The sequence below is a fragment of the Frateuria sp. YIM B11624 genome, from assembly GCF_049727805.1.
In the GTDB taxonomy this organism is placed as follows: Bacteria; Pseudomonadota; Gammaproteobacteria; order Xanthomonadales; family Rhodanobacteraceae; genus Frateuria_A.
In genome coordinates, this window is record NZ_JBCNYA010000052.1 from 1 (window position 1) to 14,315 (window position 14,315).

Sequence of the window (14,315 nt, forward strand, 5' to 3'; positions counted from 1 at the left end):
GGCCGTTTCTTTTGGTTACTTTTCTTTACTCCGGGCATCCTGCCCTCCGCCCTTCGGGCCAGCTTCGCTGTTCGCCCGCGCTCCCGGCGCGGGCGTGGGCCAGCAAAGAAAAGTGACCCGAGCGCCGTCAGGCGATCGGAAGCCCGCGGCAGGCGAGCCCAGTCGCGGAGGCGCCTCGCAAGAACGACAAAAAGACCCCCCGCGGATATCCCCGCGAGCCCCGGCCCCTCACCCCAGCCCTCTCCCCGGAGGGGAGAGGGAGCTAAAAAGCGCTCAGTCGGGGATGACGTAGAGCAACACGGCGAGGTAGTGCAGCACGCTGCCGGCCAGCACGAAGCCATGCCACACCGCGTGGTGGAACGGCAGCCGCCGGCACAGGTAGAACGGCACGCCCAGCGTGTAGGTCGCCCCACCCGCGATCAGCAGCACCAGCCCGCCAGGCGCCAGGTGTGTGCGCAGCGGCTCGAACGCCACCAGCGCCACCCAGCCCATCGCCACGTAGATCGACACCGCCAGCGCCCGCGTGCGGATGCGCCGCAGCAGTCCCAGCTCCAGCGCGCTGCCGGCCAGTGCCAGCGCCCAGATCGTGCCGAACAGGCCCCAACCCCACGCGCCCGGCAACACGATCAGCGTGAACGGCGTATAGGTCCCGGCGATCAGCAGGAAGATCGCGATGTGGTCCAGCGTCCGCAGGATCCGCCGCGGCAATTCGCCGGGAATCGCGTGATACAGGGTCGAGGCGGTATAGAGCAGGATCAGCGTGCTGCCGAACACCGCGCAGGCCACCACCGCCCGCGCATCACCGCGCAGCGCGGCGAACGCCACCAGCGTCGCCAACCCGCCGATGCTGAGCAGGATCCCGACTGCGTGGATCAGCGTGCTGGCCAGTTCGTCGCCGAAGCTGTAGCGCGGCGGACGGACGGCGGAAGGCGCGGGCATGGCGGGGCTCCAGGGAAGGCCGGGCGGCACCTTACCATACCCGCGCGTATCGATTGGCGTAAGGACGTCTGGACGTCCTTACGCGGCAGATCTATTGCTCGATGATGAAGGCCCCGAACGCCACGCCCAGGTTCCAGCCCTCGCCCTTGCCGCTCAACGCCAGGCCGACGTTGCCCTTGGTCAGCGCCTGCGCGCCGGCCGACTTCACCGCACCGGCATGCGCTTCGGCATTGGCGTAATGACCGAGCACCTCGTGAATGTCGTACACGCCGGTGAACTTGCCGATGCCGTTGTCGATGCGCGTCTTGCCGAAGGTGAGTCCACCGCCCTTGGTGCGCAGCTTCACCTGCATGGTCTGGCCGTTGCTGCAACGGACCGTGCCGCTGCCCTTGGCGGTCTTGTAGAACACCGACCAGCCGGACAGCGAGAAGGTCATCTTGCAGGAGATCTCGCCGGCATGCGCCGGAGCCGGCAGCAGCGCCAGTCCGCCCGCCAGCAGCGCCACGGCGCCCAGTTGCTTCCACATCGTCATGACTCCCTCCCTTTCGGCCCCCACGGCCGCGCCGGCCGATTGTGCGGCAAGAGCGCGGCAGCGGAAATGCTTGCGCGCAGGGGATCGGCAGGCCTAGGCTGGGGTCGCGCCGGCACGATTCCCCCTGCCCTGCAGCGTGCCCGCGCCACGCCAAGCACAAGGAGGATCGCCCATGTCGTCCGCTACGCTGGCTTCATCCCGCACGCACGTCCATCCTGACCTGGTCCGCATCACCGCGCTGAGCGCGGCGATGGCCGTCAACCTCACCGTGTTCATTGCCGCCACCCGGCCGTTGCCGCCGTTGGCCATGCCCCGGCTGGCCACGCCGGACCTGGGTGTGCGCTTCATCGAAAAACCCAAGCCCAAGCCGCTGCCGCCGCCTCCGCCGCCGCTCGACGTGCGGCCGCTGACCCATCCCACGCACCTGCCGACCGTCGCGCCGCCGGTGGCCACCGCGCCGCCCGTCACCACCGAGGGCAGCGTGGCCGCGCCGCCGGTCCACCTGCCCACGATCGTCCCGGCGGTCACGGGCGCGCCGCCGGCCGTCGTGACCGGGCCGCCGGTCGAGGCCAGCCTCGCCTACCGCAGCGCACCACTGGCGTTCCCGCCGCAGGCGATCCGCCAGCACATGCACGGCACGGTGCTGCTGCGCGTGCTGGTGGACGAAACGGGCAAGCCGGTGCAGGTGGTCGTCGAGCAGAGCAGTGGCTACAAGCTGCTCGATCGCAGCGCGCGCGAGCAGGTGCTCGCGGGTTGGCGCTTCCAGCCGGCCAGCGTGGACGGCCGTGCAGTGCGCGCCTGGGCCCGGGTGCCGGTGAGTTTCGAGCTGCGCCAGCTCTAGCCAGCCGACCAACTTTGCGCACCCGAGGGTAACTGCGACTTAACGGCGCCCATGATCCACTGGGCGCCGTTCTTCGTACGGTCCTGCGCATGGCAAACCACAGGCAAAGCTTGAAGGCGCTGCGCCACATCGCGCTGGCGCACTGCCGAGGCGAGCACCCCGATCTGGCCGCCCTCGCCCGCGAACTGGGCAGCGCGGTACGCTGCCACGCGGATGGCCTGGATGCACTGGCCTCCCGCGTGCGCACCGCCAACGGTCCGCGTATCCGGCCGCTGCGCACGGGCACATCGCAGTTGCAATTGCTGCTGATCGCCTGGCCGGCCAACCACACTTCCGTCCTGCACGACCACGGCGCGCGCTGGGGCCTGGAGATTCCCCTGCACGGCGCGCTGGAAATCGAAGCCTGGCGCCGCCAGGACGACGGCGGCGAACCGCTGGCGCATGGGCGGCACTGGCTCGGTCCGGGCGACGCGCTGTGGTTCGACGCCGACCAGGCGCGGCTGCACCGCTGCCGCAACCTGTCCGGACGCGAAGCGGCACTGAGCCTGCACCTGTTCGGCGGTGCGCCCGGCGCGGGCCTGGCCTACGCCCCCGCACCCTCCACCCGGCAGCGGATGCCTCCCTCGCGGCCGGCCATCGCCGGGCCGCTGCCGGGCTGACCGCCCTAGCGTCCGGAGAGCCGCCATGTTTCGACGGGTCGCCATCATCGGCGGCGGCGCGGCCGCCGTCGCCCTGCTCAGCGAACTGGTCGAGCGCGCCCACGCGCCGTTGCATCTGGACTGGTACACCGGCGGTGCGACGCACCCCGGCCGCGGCGTTGCCTATGGCACTGCTTCGTCGCGGCACCTGCTGAACGTGCGCGCCGCCACGATGGGCATGTTCTCGCCCCGGCCGCGCGGCTTCCTGGATTTCGCCCAGCGCGCCGATCCACAGGTGGCAGGCACCGATTTCCTGCCGCGCCGCCTGTACGGCGACTACCTCGAGGACGAGGCGGCACGCGCGCTGGCGCAGTCGCGCGACCGCGGCGTGGACGTGCGCGTGGTCCCGTTCGCCGCCGACGCGGTGGTGCCCGAGACCGGCGGCGTCACCGTGCTCCAGGGCGAACGCGCCAGCCACGCCGACGCGGCGGTGCTGGCGATCGGCGCGCTGCCGGTACGGCCGCTTGAAGGCGTCGACGCGGCGCTGCTGGGCGACGGCCGCTACGTGATCGATCCGTGGGCGCTGCTGGCCCGCACCGAAGCCAGCCCGGCACCACGCGAAGTCGCCCTGGTCGGCTTGGGCCTTACCGCCGTGGACGTGCTGCTGGAGCTCGCCGGGCGTTGGCCGGACACGCGCTTCACCGCCGTTTCGCGCCACGGCCGCCTGCCGGCGACGCACCTGCCGGCAGCGACGATGCCGGACGACGACGGCGGCGCACTGGTCGACGCCATGCACGACGCGCCGGAGGTGCGCCGCTGGCTGCACCTGCTGCGCGAAGCGATCACCGCCAGCGACGACTGGCGCGTGGTGATCGACAGCCTGCGCCCGTCCACGGCCGAACTGTGGGATGCGCTGCCGGCGCCGGAGCGCGCCCGCTTCCTGCGCCACGCACGCTGGGCCTGGGAGCGCGCGCGCCACCGCATGCCGCCGCAGGTCGAGCAGCAGGTGCTGGCGCTCGAGCGCGAAGGCCGGCTGCAGCGGGTAAGCGGCCGGGTCACCGGAGCCCGGCCGGCGCAAGGGCGCGTGCAGTTGGACATGTCCCACGCCGGCGTTTCCACGGCGCTGCTGGCGGACATGGCGATCCAGACCATCGGCCTGGACACCGACGTGCGCACCACCGCGCATCCGCTGATGCGCCAATTGGTCACCAACGGCCACGTCACGCCCGACCCGTTCGGCCTGGGTTGCCAGGCCACGCCGGACGGCCGCCTGTGCCGCGACGGTACGCCCTGGCGGCGCCTGTTCGGCATCGGCAGCCTGCTGCGCGGGGCGCGCTGGGAATCGGTCGCCATGCCGGAGATCCGCCTGCAGGCGCGCATGCTGGTCGGACAACTGCTGGAGCCGGACGCCGCGTCCGCGCCCCGACGGCTCGCTCCGCAAGCCGGCTGACCCCGTAGGGTGGGCTTGAGCCCGCCCAACACATCACCGCAGGGTGCGGTGGGCTCAAGCCCACCCTACGGATCGCGTGCCTCACCCACCGTACCGGCATCTAGCGGCGCCGCGCGGCCCACTCGCTGGCCAGCCAGGCCACCGCGATGCCGGCCGCCACGCCGGCCAGTTCGCACAGCACGCGCGTGCCCAGGCCGTCGGGGTCGTGCACCTCGGCCAGCTTGGCGCGCAGCAGTTGCACCGACTGCAGCCGCGCGTAGTTGAAATAGAACAGGTCGGCCAGATCGCCGCTGGCCGCCAGCACCACGCCCAGCACGTAGGACCAGGCCATCTGCGCACCGTGGCTCCACGCCTTGCGCGTGCGCCAGCGGAACAGCAGGAACAGCAGCGCGCCGGCGGCCGCCGCGATCAGGCCGGCCTGCAGGCCGCCGATCCAGCCGTAACCCATCCAGGATTGGTCGTAGTGCATGGCGATCCGCCGGTGATGAAGAGCCGATTATGCCGGCCACGGCGACACACGGCTTGCGGACCTGCCGGTGGACGCCACCCACTACACTGCGCCGATGGACGAACAGCCCCGCGACACCGCCCTCATCCTGGTCGACGTGCAGCCGGACTTCATGCCCGGCGGACCGCTGGCCTGCCACGAGGGCGACGCCATCGTGCCCGGCATCGACGCGCTGCTGCGCGCACGCCGCTACCGCCACGTGGTCGCCACGCAGGACTGGCATCCGCGCGACCACGTCTCCTTCGCCGCCAACCACCCCGGCCAGGCACCGTTCGCTCGGATCGACCTGTACGGGCAACCGCAGACGCTGTGGCCGGTGCACTGCGTGGCCGGTACGCCGGGCGCAGCGCTGCACGGGGCAATCGACTGGACGGCGCTGGACCTGATCGTACGCAAGGGCACCGACCCTGCAGTCGATTCCTACAGCGCCTTCCGCGAGAACCACGGCCCCGGCGGCACGCGGCCGCCGACCGGGCTGGCCGGCTGGCTGCGCGAGCGCGGCGTGGCCGAAGTGCACGTGTGCGGCCTGGCGCGCGACGTGTGCGTGCTGTGGACTGTGCAGGATGCGATGTCGCTGGGTTTCCGCGCACGCATGCTGTGGGAGCTGACGCGGCCGGTGACGCCCGATACCGACGCGGCTACCCGCGCGGCGCTGGGCGGCTGCCTGTGAGCTTTCGACGACGGTTGGCGTGACCTCGCCCGCCACCAGGCTCCCTCTCCCCTCCGGGGAAAGGGTTGGGGTGAGGGGTCGCGCTGGCCTCGGACCCTCCTGCTCGGCGGTGTTCTCGAAGGCATTCCATCGATCAGCACTTCCGCGAGCCCCGGCCCTCACCCTGCCCTCTCCCCGGAGGAGAGAGGGTTCAACATGCGAGTGTCAGCTCTCGTTCTCGCCCGACACCGTCGCCCGCGGCTCGCCGTCCTCATCCACGCTGACGTGCACGCTGATCGGCCGGCAGCACACCTGGCAGTCCTCGATGTAGGCCTGCTCGCCGGCCGAGCCGTCGAGCACCAGTTCGATCGGCTCGCCGCAGTACGGGCACTGGATGGATTGGGTTGTCAGCATGGTTCTCTCCTGGCTCGACCCGGCGACAGGCGTCCGCAGGCCGCGGGATATACTGCCCTCCCCCCGGCAGCGACCACCATGGCAGAACGCCGCTTCGACCGTTATCTCGTCCGCTCCGGCGCCAGCGCCGAAGGCTCGCGCTTTACCGCCTGGCTGGCCGTGTCGGCGCAGGATGGGCGCGGGTTCCCGGTGTACTACGCCATCTGCGAGAACCGCAGCTTCCGCGAGCAGGGCAAGGCCGAGCAGGCGGCGGCCGATGCGCTGGCCGCCGTGCTGGCGCTGGAAGAGGACGGAACGCCGGTCTTCCCCGAAGACTACACGGGCTTCGCGGACAGCCCCTGAATCGGCGCGCCCGCGTCCGGATCGAGTGAGCTCCATGCCTGCGGCGTCAGCACGGCGAAGCCGCCATCGCGCAGGCAGCGCCGATGCAGGGCCAGCAGCGCGCGATCGCGGCTGAGCAGCCAACGCGCACCGGCGCGCGCCGCCAGCTCCAGGAACTTCTGGTCGTCCGGATCGGCACACCGCGGCAACCGCGACGCGGCCGCCCGCGCCTCCGGCAACCGCCGCACCCGCGCGCCGAACGCGGCGAGCGCGCGAGCCCGTACGGCATCCTCCAGCGCCAGTTGCGGATAGCCGAGCACCGCCCGCCACTCGTCCTCACAGGCGGGACAGGTCACCGCCTCGATCGCGCCGGCGCGCAGGGCCGCGTCCAGCGGCGCACAGCGCGGGTCGCCGAACACGAACAGGTCCAGGCAGACGTTGGTGTCCAGCACCACCCGCGGCGGCAGGCCGATCATCGGGCCGGCTCAGGGCGCCGCCAGCGACGCGGCGGCGCGTTCGCCCAGCCGCAGCACCGCGGCGGGAATGCCGCGCGCATCTTCCACCGTGAGCATGCGCTCTTCTTCGCCGCTCAAGCCCGTATCGAGCTCGTGCGCCCAGGTCACGTGGTAGGGCATGTGCACGCCCCAGCCACCGAGCGCCAGCACCGGCTCGATGTCCGAGCGCAGCGAGTTGCCGACCATCGCGAACTGCGCGGGCGCGAGATCGAACTCGCCCAGCACGCGCCGGTAGGTGGCTTCGTTCTTTTCCGAAACGATCTCGATGCGCCCGAACAGATCGGCCAGCCCCGATTGCGCGACCTTTTTCTCCTGGTGCGCCAGGTCGCCCTTGGTGATCAGCACGATCGCATGGCGCGTGGCCACCGCCTCGACCGCCGCGCGAATGCCCGGCAGCAGCTCCACCGGATGCTCCAGCACGGTCTTGCCCAGTTCGATGATGCGATGGATGTCGCGCGCCCCGATGCGCGCGTCGGTCAGGGCGATCGCCGTTTCCACCATCGACAGCGTCATGCCCTTGGCGCCGTAGCCGAACAGCTTGAGGTTGCGTCGCTCGGTGGCGAGCATGCTGTCCTGCACGTGGCGGTCGGTGACGTCGACGTAGCCGCCCAGGATGTCGCGGAAGGCGGCGCCTGCCGCCTGGTAATAGCCCTCGCTGTGCCAGAGGGTGTCGTCGCCGTCGAAGCCGATCAGTTCCAGCATGGGTGCGTGCCGTGGTGGGAGACGCCCATTCTCCCACGCACGGCCCGCACGCTGGACGTCAGTGGAAGACGCCCAGCAGCCAAAGCACGATCACGATCACGACGATCAGGCCCAAGCCACCGCTCGGCCCGTAGCCCCACGAGCGCGAGTAGCCCCAGGTGGGCAGGCCAAGCAGCGCGAGGATCACCAGAATGACCAGGATGGTAATCAGCATGGAGTTGCTCCTTGCGGCCAGTGAGGGGTGCTTGCCATCGTGCGCGCGGCACCCGTCTAGGGGGTGTGACACATCCGAGCGCGGAACGTGCAGACGCAGGCCGGGTGCCCCCGCCGTTGCGGCGAAGGTTGGAAATCGGTGAAGCGGACGCCAACGCGGGATGACACGGCGCTGCCGCGGCGGCGTCCGAATCGGTGAGACGCCGGGCGCCTATCGTGCGCCGGCCGCACGCGGTCCCTCCGCCGCCGGCACCGATCGACTTGGCAGTGGTTCGGTTCTTTCTGGCCGCGTCCCGTGCAGGGCGCGGCCTTTTTTTGGACGCTTATTTTTCAGGCGCCCACGCGCCGACGCACCGCGTCCATGTCGCGCACCGGACGCACCTCGATCGCGCCGATCCGCGCCCAGGGAAATTCCTGCGCGATGCGGATGGCGTGGTCCAGGTCATCGGCTTCGATCAGGTTGAAGCCGGCCAGGTATTCCTTCGTCTCGGCGAACGGACCGTCGAACACGGTGGTGCGCTGCTGGCGCACGCGGAACGAACGGGCGGTGGCCGGCGGCTCCAGTTGCTGCGAGTCGAGCACGCAGCCGGCGGCGTGCAGTTCGTCGGCGTGCGCGAGGCAGCCACGCATCAGCATGTCGAACTCGCCCTCGGGCAGCGCCTGCAACAGGGCATCTTCGACATACACCATCATCAGGAATTTCATCGGGGAGCATCCGGCTGGCGGGGGTCGGCCGATTATGGCCGGCCCCGGCGGCCGGTGCAGCGTCAGGGCAGGCGCGCCACCGCCTGCTTGCCCAGCGCGAGCACCGCCGGACGCAGCGAGGCCGGGTCGCGGTCCTCGACACTCAGGTTGATCTGGCCCTGGTAGGCGCCCACGCGCAGCTTGAGCCCGGCGGTGCCCTCGGTCTCGGCGAGGAAGGCCTCGTCGCCCAGCCCCGGCACCGGCGTGACGGTGACGCCGCGGCCGGCGAAATCCTGGCGATGCGCGGCCAGCGCCTGCCCTGCCTGATCGGCCGAGGCCATGCGTGTGACGTCGATCAGCAGCTTGGTGCGGTAATCGCCCGGTTGCGGTACGTGCAGGTAGGAGCACATGCCACCGGCACCCGGCTTCTGCTCGGTGACGGTGTCGGCACCATTCGCCTGCAGGATCGCGGCGACGTCGGCGACCGGCATCAGCCGGCACAGGTCCAGTGGCTGGTCGGCGACGGCGGCTGGTGCCTGCGTGCCGGCCGTTTCCCCGGACGTCTGGTCGTGCGACGAACAACCGGCCAGCAGGCCGCCCAGCAACACCAGCACCACGTGGATCCGCTTCATCGGACGACTCCTCCCAGGGCCGCACGGCGCGGCCGGGCGATCATAGGACGAGCGGGCGCCGGACAGGCGAAAGGCGGCCCGAAGGCCGCCTTTCGCGCTCGCGTGGACGTTGGGGTCAGTCGTTCTTGTGGCTCTGCTGGCCCGCCTTGACGTGCTGCTCGTGGGTGCCGCCGCTGCTCTTCTGGCCGGCGCGCACGTGCTCTTCGTGCGTGGCGTGGTCGCCGCCGCCGGCCTTGCCGCCCTTGCTGGCGATCGCACGCTGCTTGTCTTCGTCCATCGACCCGAAACCGCGCTTGTCATTGCTCATGGCGTTCTCCTGTTGAGTGGGAAAAGTCCGCCCAGCTGGCGAACGCTTTCCACCCTAGCGCCGGGCCCATAAAGAACCTCTTAGCTGCGGATCAACGGTCTCCTCCACAGCGTTGCGTTCATGCGGACGACGAGCTGCGGCACGACGGCACACGCACGCATGTGCGTCTGCAGAGGAAAGGGAAATGCGCTCGCCTGCGCCGTCGCAAGGCACAGGAGGGACGTCGGTCGGTGTGCGGTGGCAACCGGCGGGGACGTCACTGCATGAAAAGACAGCGCCCCGGCACGGGAAGCTCCGGGCCGGACCGGGAAGGGATCGCGGTGCTGGCAGGTGACTCGCTGGCCACCAACGAATTGCGAAAGCAATGCTGCGGGCAACACGCGCACGCAAAAACCCTCCTCTCGAAAGAGGAGGGCTTGCAGTGAGGTACGCCTCGCTCAGCCCGCGGCGGCGCCGCTGGACATCGGTGTCTCGCCGCTCGACTGGCCGGCGAAATCCACCACCAGCGTCACGCGGCGATTGGGCTCGCCTTCATCGCGCGTCTTGCCGCGCTCGACCTGGCGATTGCTCGCCTCGCCGTAGCTCACCGCGCGCAGGTGGTCGGCCGAAAGGCCGTTCTGCACCAGGTAATCGCGCACCGCGTCGGCACGGCGCTCGCCCAGGCGGCGGTTGTAGCTGGTCGAACCGGCCGGGTCGGCGAAGCCTTCCACCGTGACCACCGCGTCCGGGTAGTGCTGGCTGATCACCTTGGCGAAGTCGTCCAGCAGCGGCTTGTCCTGGTCGCGCAGGGTGGCGTCGTTGAAGGCGAAGTGGGCTGCGGTATCGAGCCGCACGCGGCCGGCCATCTGCGAGATCTGCGCGTCGTACTTGGCGAAGCGCTGCTGCATCTCCTGGGTCAGCGAGTCCAGTTGCTGCTGCTGCTTCTGGTCGTTGGCGCGCAGCTCGGCGATCGCGGAGTCGAAGTCGGCCTTCTTGACGTAGTTCGTGCAACCGCCCAGGGCGATCGTGGCCACGATCAGCGACCCCGCGGTCCATCGGAATGTCGAATTGACCATGTGCGCCTTTCTCCTCGCTAGCGAGCCCTTGCCGGGTGGCTGCCCCTCGGACGGCCACCAGCCGTTTGGCCCAGAGCCTCGGACCGTAGCACCGCCGGCCGGCGCCTACCTTGACGTTGCCTGACTCGCGCAACGGAGCGTGCGCCAGGGCACGTTGCCGGACTTGCTTCGGTCACCGATCTTGATGTCTCACACGAGCCCTCCCGTGCGAGGGAGGACCCAAAAATCCTCAAATCTGCTGGTCGCGCTGCGCGTCGTTGCCGCTCTGCCCGCCCTGGATCACGCCCTCGTCCGGCTCCTGGCCGGGCAGGTGCGCCGGCGCCATGCGTGCAGGACCGCCCGGCGCGCCCGCGGTACTGCCGCGGTTGGGCGAGTCGGCGCCGGTGGTGCGTTCGGCCGGGTCGCGCGGCAGGCCGTGTACGCGCGTGTCCTGCTGCGCCCCCAGGTCGGCCGCGGCACCGGGACTGCGCGAGGCCGGCACGCCAGTGCTGTCGCCCGACACATGCCCGCCGTCGTCGCCGCTGAAGCCCTGCCTGGCGCTGCCCTTGCGTGCCGGGCCGCCCTCGTCCAGCGACGGCCCGGGCGGGTCGACCCGTGGCAGCCCGCCGGGGAGGCCCGCGGAGGCATCGAACTCCTCGCGTGCGGCCTGCGCGACCTTGCGGCTGATGCCGCCCTGGCTCTGGGTGTTGGAGCCGGCCGTCTTGCCGCTGGCGTCGGGCGCCATCGGGCCCCCGATCGGCTCGCGTCCGCGCTCGTCGCGTTGATTGCCCATGGCGGTCTTTCCGTCTGCTGATCGAGCGTCGAGTGTGGCGCCAGCGCCGTCAGGGCGGCGTCGATGGCCTTCAGCGGCCTCGTCGCCGCAGCCGTAGCCTGCGGATTACGGGCAGCTAACATGGTTCGGTGCACATTCAGCGTCCGGGGCAGCCGACCGCGTGCCGCCACGGTCCAGCTTCATCGACGGTCCAGTCCGGCCAGGATGCGCATATGACGACCCACATACAGATCTCCCAACACTCCCTGTGGCCCGCGGCCAGATGGCGTCAGATGGCGATCCGGATCGGGCGCCAGTTGGGCCTGATCGCCGAGCAGGCGCCCGCGCTGCCGCCGACGCGCCGGCAGCAACTGCTCGCGGCGCAGGATCGCCGCCGCGCCGAACAACGCCGTGCGGCGGAACTGGCTCGCGGCCGCCATTGATCGTCGAAGGCACTCCTCGTCAGGAGTCGCAGACCCAGTAGTAGAAATCCCGCGCCATGGCCTGCTCGCCCGTTCCCGACGGATAGCCGTAGCGCGCCTGTTCGCCGCGCGCCACGATCTGGCGTGCGAAGGCATCGGCCAGCCGCCGGCTCGGGTCGCGACCGAGCAGGAACGCGCGGAAGCCGTCGTAGCGCAACCGCTCGTTCCTCGCGTCGGCCTGGATCACATGATCGGCATCCACCTCGAGTGACTCCCGCACGGAAAGGCGCGCCAGTGCGATGCCTGCCTGCCCCGGCCTGTCCACCCTACGGCGCGCACGGTGAAGGTCCCGCGCGCGACCGGTGGTCAATGTCGCGATCTGGCTGAAGCACTGTCACCGCACCGCATACATCCTGCACATCCGTTTTACGGCACGCGACAAAGCGCGCATCGCATAACCAATCCGTGCATCACTGGTCGCTCGAGCGGATTCGCGCCAGTCCCGCGGGCGTGAGTTCGAGCGCGGGCGCGCCCGCGCACACATGCCCGGGCTGGCGCACCAGTCCCGCGAGCATCAGCCGCGCCACCGCGGCCTCGGGCACGTCGGCGCCGCGGCCTTCGGCCACCCGCGCGAGATGGCCCAGATCCTCGAGGTCGAGCTTGTCGGTCATGGCCGGCATCCAGGTTCGTGTCGTCCCAGTCTGCGCCAGCCGCGGCCGCGGCGCGACGGAGCGGCCGGCCACCAGCCGGCACCGGTGTGCGCATAGCGGTCGGCCGCGCGTTCGAATGGGTTGCGGGCGCTCACGCCGCCGCACAGCAGGTAGAGCGGCAGGAACAGCGGCCCCAGCACCATGTACTGGTACACGTGCGCGCGCTCGTGGCGGGCCAGCGACACGCACGGCTCGACGGTGAGCCCGGCGCGGTGCGCATAGGTCAGGCAGGCGACATCGAGACTGTCGCCGGTATGCAGGATCACGTTGCCCAGCGTGAGCGCTCCGTGCGAAAACCACGGCATCCGCCCGAACGCGAACGCCAGCTCGTCCGCGCGCCATTGCACGCGGGCGCCCAGCGCCAGGCCGATGCCGCCGGCAAGCAGGCCCAGCAGGGTGTTGGGCGAGGCCCAGAGCCCACCCAGCACGATAGGCAGCCGGCGTGCGAGGGACGCTAGCAGGAGCCCACCAGCTCGTGCGCGAACGAACTGGCCGCCTCCAGCGCGCGATCCTCGCTGTCGAAGTGCTCGCCGGGCACCACGCGCAGGGTACCGTCCGGCAGGCGCACGGTGACGCTCAGCAGGCCATCGGGCTGCTCGTTGAGGATCGCCACGAACTGCTTGCCGCTGTCCTCGAAGGTGCGCTCATGGTGGGTGTGCTGCATGGAAGGCCTCCTCGCTGATGGAATGCCTTCGATCTTGCGGCCGTTGCGCGGCAACGCAAGCAGGCACGGCCATGGATACGCCGCCGGCGCTAGAGCGACAGCGGACCGGGCGGATAGGGAATCGCGACCAGTGCGCGGCCTTCCTGTCGTGCCTTGGCCGCCTCGATGCCTGCCTGGCATCCGGCTTCGGCGGCCTCGAACAGGTCGTCGAACGGCCCGGCGCCATCGACGGTGTCCGTGCGGATCACCGGCAGGCCGGGCTGCGCCTGCAGCAAGGCGAACTGTCCGACGAATCCGTGTCCTTTGTCGGGCACGACCCACGAGCCCACCACCACGATGTCTCCGACGAGGTATGCCATGTCATCGCTCCTCGGCCTCGGCAGCACTATCGTGACCGCGAGCCGCATCACGGCGGGATGAAAATGGCGATACGGCGGCGCGGTGGAATGTGACCGCCTGCGCACCGCGGAGGACCGCGGCGGCCGGCTCAGGCGCGATCGACGCGCGCCGCGTAACAGCCCCGCTTGGCGTAGTGCGCGTGCAGGTAGGCGACCTCGGGCCGGGCGAACATGCGCCCGATCGCGGTTTCCATGTCGGCGCCGTCCACCAGGTCGGCGTCAACCATCATGTCGGCGGCGTCGAACGCACGCAGCGAGATCGGCCGGACGCGGATCCCCTCGGGTATCTCGTCGACCGCATCGTAGGCGGCGGTGGCGCCTTCGCGCACGAAGATGGCGTGGCTGGCGCGGTAGGGCGTATCCGCCGCCTGGTGGACGTAGTTCAACAGCAGTGCCGTCTCGCCCGGTTGCAGGTCGCGCACCTCGATGCGGTCGGGGAAGCCCGGCGCGTGGTCGACCACGTAACGCTGCACGCCAGCGGCGGCCAGCGCTGCGTCGTCCAGGCCGAACAGGTGGCGGAAGGGTTCGGGCGAAAGCCCACGAATGCGAAAAGCCATGGTGCGACTCCGGCAGAGGAAAAGCGCAAGGCTAGGCATCCCTCTGCAACCGCACCATCCGCTTCTTGCGCGCGGCCGCGACCGGGCGCGGGCGGCATTGAACGGATCGCTCACGCACGTTTTTCCGTCCGATGGCGAGAATGGCCACGGCACCCGGCAGGAGACACGCATGAGCACGTCCGATCCAGGCAAGCGCAACCGGCCCGACCATCGCAAGCACGCGGGCGACGGCCCGGGCGAGGAAATCCCGAAGCACCCCGCCGACACCAACGCCGGCGGCGAGGCGAAGAACGACACCGGCGAGGACAACCAGCAGCAGAAAGGCGAACGGCCGGCCGGGGACTACGTGCGCCGCTGACGCGTGGCCTGCGCTACGCAGGCCACGCGCCCGTTTGCATCCTTCGCCCGTCCAA

25 protein-coding genes are annotated in these 14,315 nt (G+C 70.6%); 7 read left to right on the forward strand and 18 right to left on the reverse strand.

The window, feature by feature from the left end; translation table 11 throughout:
- Nucleotides 1-273: 273 nt before the first annotated feature.
- The gene (trhA, locus tag AAIL17_RS17715) at nucleotides 274-939 is read right to left on the reverse strand and encodes a PAQR family membrane homeostasis protein TrhA (protein WP_424684150.1); all 666 of its coding nucleotides are present in this window, start codon (nucleotides 937-939) and stop codon (nucleotides 274-276) included.
- Nucleotides 940-1,030: 91 nt separating this feature from the next.
- On the reverse strand, nucleotides 1,031-1,465 hold the full coding sequence (locus tag AAIL17_RS17720) for a hypothetical protein (RefSeq protein WP_424684172.1): 435 nt from the start codon (nucleotides 1,463-1,465) through the stop codon (nucleotides 1,031-1,033).
- Nucleotides 1,466-1,643: 178 nt separating this feature from the next.
- On the opposite strand from AAIL17_RS17720, the gene AAIL17_RS17725 reads away from it, so the two are divergent.
- The 3 genes from AAIL17_RS17725 to AAIL17_RS17735 all read left to right on the forward strand — a co-directional run bounded on the left by AAIL17_RS17725 (nucleotide 1,644) and on the right by AAIL17_RS17735 (nucleotide 4,400).
- Nucleotides 1,644-2,312: an energy transducer TonB gene (locus AAIL17_RS17725; RefSeq protein ID WP_424684151.1), complete on the forward strand. Its 669-nt coding sequence runs from the start codon at nucleotides 1,644-1,646 to the stop codon at nucleotides 2,310-2,312.
- An 89-nt stretch (nucleotides 2,313-2,401) separates the two neighbouring features.
- Nucleotides 2,402-2,971, forward strand: coding sequence for a cysteine dioxygenase (locus tag AAIL17_RS17730; protein ID WP_424684152.1), 570 nt, complete (start codon nucleotides 2,402-2,404; stop codon nucleotides 2,969-2,971).
- A 25-nt stretch (nucleotides 2,972-2,996) separates the two neighbouring features.
- Entirely contained in the window at nucleotides 2,997-4,400 is a 1,404-nt protein-coding gene (locus AAIL17_RS17735; protein WP_424684153.1) for an FAD/NAD(P)-binding protein, read from the forward strand.
- Between the two features lie 100 nt (nucleotides 4,401-4,500).
- On the opposite strand, the gene AAIL17_RS17740 is transcribed toward AAIL17_RS17735, so the two are convergent.
- On the reverse strand, nucleotides 4,501-4,869 hold the full coding sequence (locus AAIL17_RS17740; RefSeq protein ID WP_424684154.1) for a hypothetical protein: 369 nt from the start codon (nucleotides 4,867-4,869) through the stop codon (nucleotides 4,501-4,503).
- Nucleotides 4,870-4,963: 94 nt separating this feature from the next.
- Between AAIL17_RS17740 and pncA the strand changes: the two genes are divergently transcribed.
- Entirely contained in the window at nucleotides 4,964-5,578 is a 615-nt protein-coding gene (pncA, locus tag AAIL17_RS17745; RefSeq protein WP_424684173.1) for a bifunctional nicotinamidase/pyrazinamidase, read from the forward strand.
- Nucleotides 5,579-5,782: 204 nt separating this feature from the next.
- On the opposite strand, the gene AAIL17_RS17750 is transcribed toward pncA, so the two are convergent.
- Nucleotides 5,783-5,971, reverse strand: a complete 189-nt coding sequence (locus AAIL17_RS17750) for a CPXCG motif-containing cysteine-rich protein (RefSeq protein ID WP_424684155.1) — start codon at nucleotides 5,969-5,971, stop codon at nucleotides 5,783-5,785.
- A 78-nt stretch (nucleotides 5,972-6,049) separates the two neighbouring features.
- On the opposite strand from AAIL17_RS17750, the gene AAIL17_RS17755 reads away from it, so the two are divergent.
- Nucleotides 6,050-6,313: a hypothetical protein gene (locus tag AAIL17_RS17755; protein ID WP_424684156.1), complete on the forward strand. Its 264-nt coding sequence runs from the start codon at nucleotides 6,050-6,052 to the stop codon at nucleotides 6,311-6,313.
- On the opposite strand, the gene AAIL17_RS17760 is transcribed toward AAIL17_RS17755, so the two are convergent.
- The 8 genes from AAIL17_RS17760 to AAIL17_RS17795 all read right to left on the reverse strand — a co-directional run bounded on the left by AAIL17_RS17760 (nucleotide 6,286) and on the right by AAIL17_RS17795 (nucleotide 11,172).
- Complete coding sequence (locus AAIL17_RS17760) at nucleotides 6,286-6,768, reverse strand: PIN domain-containing protein (protein ID WP_424684157.1); 483 nt, start codon at nucleotides 6,766-6,768, stop codon at nucleotides 6,286-6,288. The genes AAIL17_RS17755 and AAIL17_RS17760 overlap by 28 nt on opposite strands.
- A gap of 9 nt (nucleotides 6,769-6,777) precedes the next feature.
- Nucleotides 6,778-7,509, reverse strand: a complete 732-nt coding sequence (locus AAIL17_RS17765) for an HAD family hydrolase (protein WP_424684158.1) — start codon at nucleotides 7,507-7,509, stop codon at nucleotides 6,778-6,780.
- 58 nt (nucleotides 7,510-7,567) lie between these two features.
- On the reverse strand, nucleotides 7,568-7,720 hold the full coding sequence (locus AAIL17_RS17770) for a DUF3309 family protein (protein ID WP_424684174.1): 153 nt from the start codon (nucleotides 7,718-7,720) through the stop codon (nucleotides 7,568-7,570).
- A gap of 332 nt (nucleotides 7,721-8,052) precedes the next feature.
- Entirely contained in the window at nucleotides 8,053-8,427 is a 375-nt protein-coding gene (locus AAIL17_RS17775) for a YciI family protein (RefSeq protein ID WP_424684159.1), read from the reverse strand.
- Nucleotides 8,428-8,489: 62 nt separating this feature from the next.
- Nucleotides 8,490-9,038 (reverse strand): hypothetical protein, encoded by a 549-nt coding sequence (locus AAIL17_RS17780; RefSeq protein ID WP_424684160.1) that lies wholly within the window; start codon nucleotides 9,036-9,038, stop codon nucleotides 8,490-8,492.
- Nucleotides 9,039-9,153: 115 nt separating this feature from the next.
- The gene (locus AAIL17_RS17785; protein WP_424684161.1) at nucleotides 9,154-9,345 is read right to left on the reverse strand and encodes a KGG domain-containing protein; all 192 of its coding nucleotides are present in this window, start codon (nucleotides 9,343-9,345) and stop codon (nucleotides 9,154-9,156) included.
- A 437-nt stretch (nucleotides 9,346-9,782) separates the two neighbouring features.
- On the reverse strand, nucleotides 9,783-10,400 hold the full coding sequence (locus AAIL17_RS17790) for an OmpA family protein (RefSeq protein WP_424684162.1): 618 nt from the start codon (nucleotides 10,398-10,400) through the stop codon (nucleotides 9,783-9,785).
- A gap of 229 nt (nucleotides 10,401-10,629) precedes the next feature.
- The gene (locus tag AAIL17_RS17795; protein ID WP_424684163.1) at nucleotides 10,630-11,172 is read right to left on the reverse strand and encodes a hypothetical protein; all 543 of its coding nucleotides are present in this window, start codon (nucleotides 11,170-11,172) and stop codon (nucleotides 10,630-10,632) included.
- 272 nt (nucleotides 11,173-11,444) lie between these two features.
- Here AAIL17_RS17795 and AAIL17_RS17800 point away from each other — a divergent pair, with 272 nt between their 5' ends.
- On the forward strand, nucleotides 11,445-11,594 hold the full coding sequence (locus AAIL17_RS17800) for a hypothetical protein (protein WP_424684164.1): 150 nt from the start codon (nucleotides 11,445-11,447) through the stop codon (nucleotides 11,592-11,594).
- Between the two features lie 19 nt (nucleotides 11,595-11,613).
- Here the strand turns inward: AAIL17_RS17800 and AAIL17_RS17805 are convergent, their stop codons facing one another.
- The 6 genes from AAIL17_RS17805 to AAIL17_RS17830 all read right to left on the reverse strand — a co-directional run bounded on the left by AAIL17_RS17805 (nucleotide 11,614) and on the right by AAIL17_RS17830 (nucleotide 13,902).
- A complete protein-coding gene (locus AAIL17_RS17805) occupies nucleotides 11,614-11,835 on the reverse strand; it encodes a hypothetical protein (protein WP_424684165.1) in 222 nt (73 codons plus the stop codon).
- Nucleotides 11,836-12,043: 208 nt separating this feature from the next.
- A complete protein-coding gene (locus AAIL17_RS17810) occupies nucleotides 12,044-12,244 on the reverse strand; it encodes a hypothetical protein (RefSeq protein ID WP_424684166.1) in 201 nt (66 codons plus the stop codon).
- The gene (locus AAIL17_RS17815; protein WP_424684167.1) at nucleotides 12,241-12,711 is read right to left on the reverse strand and encodes a hypothetical protein; all 471 of its coding nucleotides are present in this window, start codon (nucleotides 12,709-12,711) and stop codon (nucleotides 12,241-12,243) included. The genes AAIL17_RS17810 and AAIL17_RS17815 overlap by 4 nt, the downstream gene beginning before the upstream one ends.
- Nucleotides 12,712-12,737: 26 nt before the next feature.
- Nucleotides 12,738-12,947, reverse strand: a complete 210-nt coding sequence (locus tag AAIL17_RS17820) for a hypothetical protein (RefSeq protein ID WP_424684168.1) — start codon at nucleotides 12,945-12,947, stop codon at nucleotides 12,738-12,740.
- 89 nt (nucleotides 12,948-13,036) lie between these two features.
- Nucleotides 13,037-13,306 (reverse strand): hypothetical protein, encoded by a 270-nt coding sequence (locus AAIL17_RS17825; protein WP_424684169.1) that lies wholly within the window; start codon nucleotides 13,304-13,306, stop codon nucleotides 13,037-13,039.
- A 128-nt stretch (nucleotides 13,307-13,434) separates the two neighbouring features.
- On the reverse strand, nucleotides 13,435-13,902 hold the full coding sequence (locus AAIL17_RS17830; protein WP_424684170.1) for a DUF1203 domain-containing protein: 468 nt from the start codon (nucleotides 13,900-13,902) through the stop codon (nucleotides 13,435-13,437).
- A 169-nt stretch (nucleotides 13,903-14,071) separates the two neighbouring features.
- On the opposite strand from AAIL17_RS17830, the gene AAIL17_RS17835 reads away from it, so the two are divergent.
- Nucleotides 14,072-14,260: a hypothetical protein gene (locus AAIL17_RS17835; RefSeq protein ID WP_424684171.1), complete on the forward strand. Its 189-nt coding sequence runs from the start codon at nucleotides 14,072-14,074 to the stop codon at nucleotides 14,258-14,260.
- Nucleotides 14,261-14,315: the final 55 nt, after the last annotated feature.

Excerpts from the sequence above, each read along its gene's own strand:
- AAIL17_RS17835 (WP_424684171.1), top strand. The coding sequence starts at position 14,072 with ATGAGCACGTCCGATCCAGGCAAGCGCAACCGGCCCGACCATCGCAAG.
- pncA (WP_424684173.1), top strand. The coding sequence starts at position 4,964 with ATGGACGAACAGCCCCGCGACACCGCCCTCATCCTGGTCGACGTGCAG.
- AAIL17_RS17720 (WP_424684172.1), bottom strand. The coding sequence starts at position 1,465 with ATGTGGAAGCAACTGGGCGCCGTGGCGCTGCTGGCGGGCGGACTGGCG.
- AAIL17_RS17825 (WP_424684169.1), bottom strand. The coding sequence starts at position 13,306 with ATGGCATACCTCGTCGGAGACATCGTGGTGGTGGGCTCGTGGGTCGTG.
- AAIL17_RS17785 (WP_424684161.1), bottom strand. The coding sequence starts at position 9,345 with ATGAGCAATGACAAGCGCGGTTTCGGGTCGATGGACGAAGACAAGCAG.
- AAIL17_RS17750 (WP_424684155.1), bottom strand. The coding sequence starts at position 5,971 with ATGCTGACAACCCAATCCATCCAGTGCCCGTACTGCGGCGAGCCGATC.
- AAIL17_RS17820 (WP_424684168.1), bottom strand. The coding sequence starts at position 12,947 with ATGCAGCACACCCACCATGAGCGCACCTTCGAGGACAGCGGCAAGCAG.
- AAIL17_RS17740 (WP_424684154.1), bottom strand. The coding sequence starts at position 4,869 with ATGCACTACGACCAATCCTGGATGGGTTACGGCTGGATCGGCGGCCTG.
- AAIL17_RS17810 (WP_424684166.1), bottom strand. The coding sequence starts at position 12,244 with ATGACCGACAAGCTCGACCTCGAGGATCTGGGCCATCTCGCGCGGGTG.
- AAIL17_RS17735 (WP_424684153.1), top strand. The coding sequence starts at position 2,997 with ATGTTTCGACGGGTCGCCATCATCGGCGGCGGCGCGGCCGCCGTCGCC.
- AAIL17_RS17790 (WP_424684162.1), bottom strand. The coding sequence starts at position 10,400 with ATGGTCAATTCGACATTCCGATGGACCGCGGGGTCGCTGATCGTGGCC.
- AAIL17_RS17830 (WP_424684170.1), bottom strand. The coding sequence starts at position 13,902 with ATGGCTTTTCGCATTCGTGGGCTTTCGCCCGAACCCTTCCGCCACCTG.
- AAIL17_RS17760 (WP_424684157.1), bottom strand. The coding sequence starts at position 6,768 with ATGATCGGCCTGCCGCCGCGGGTGGTGCTGGACACCAACGTCTGCCTG.
- AAIL17_RS17795 (WP_424684163.1), bottom strand. The coding sequence starts at position 11,172 with ATGGGCAATCAACGCGACGAGCGCGGACGCGAGCCGATCGGGGGCCCG.
- AAIL17_RS17765 (WP_424684158.1), bottom strand. The coding sequence starts at position 7,509 with ATGCTGGAACTGATCGGCTTCGACGGCGACGACACCCTCTGGCACAGC.
- trhA (WP_424684150.1), bottom strand. The coding sequence starts at position 939 with ATGCCCGCGCCTTCCGCCGTCCGTCCGCCGCGCTACAGCTTCGGCGAC.
- AAIL17_RS17730 (WP_424684152.1), top strand. The coding sequence starts at position 2,402 with ATGGCAAACCACAGGCAAAGCTTGAAGGCGCTGCGCCACATCGCGCTG.
- AAIL17_RS17755 (WP_424684156.1), top strand. The coding sequence starts at position 6,050 with ATGGCAGAACGCCGCTTCGACCGTTATCTCGTCCGCTCCGGCGCCAGC.
- AAIL17_RS17800 (WP_424684164.1), top strand. The coding sequence starts at position 11,445 with ATGGCGATCCGGATCGGGCGCCAGTTGGGCCTGATCGCCGAGCAGGCG.
- AAIL17_RS17780 (WP_424684160.1), bottom strand. The coding sequence starts at position 9,038 with ATGAAGCGGATCCACGTGGTGCTGGTGTTGCTGGGCGGCCTGCTGGCC.
- AAIL17_RS17775 (WP_424684159.1), bottom strand. The coding sequence starts at position 8,427 with ATGAAATTCCTGATGATGGTGTATGTCGAAGATGCCCTGTTGCAGGCG.
- AAIL17_RS17725 (WP_424684151.1), top strand. The coding sequence starts at position 1,644 with ATGTCGTCCGCTACGCTGGCTTCATCCCGCACGCACGTCCATCCTGAC.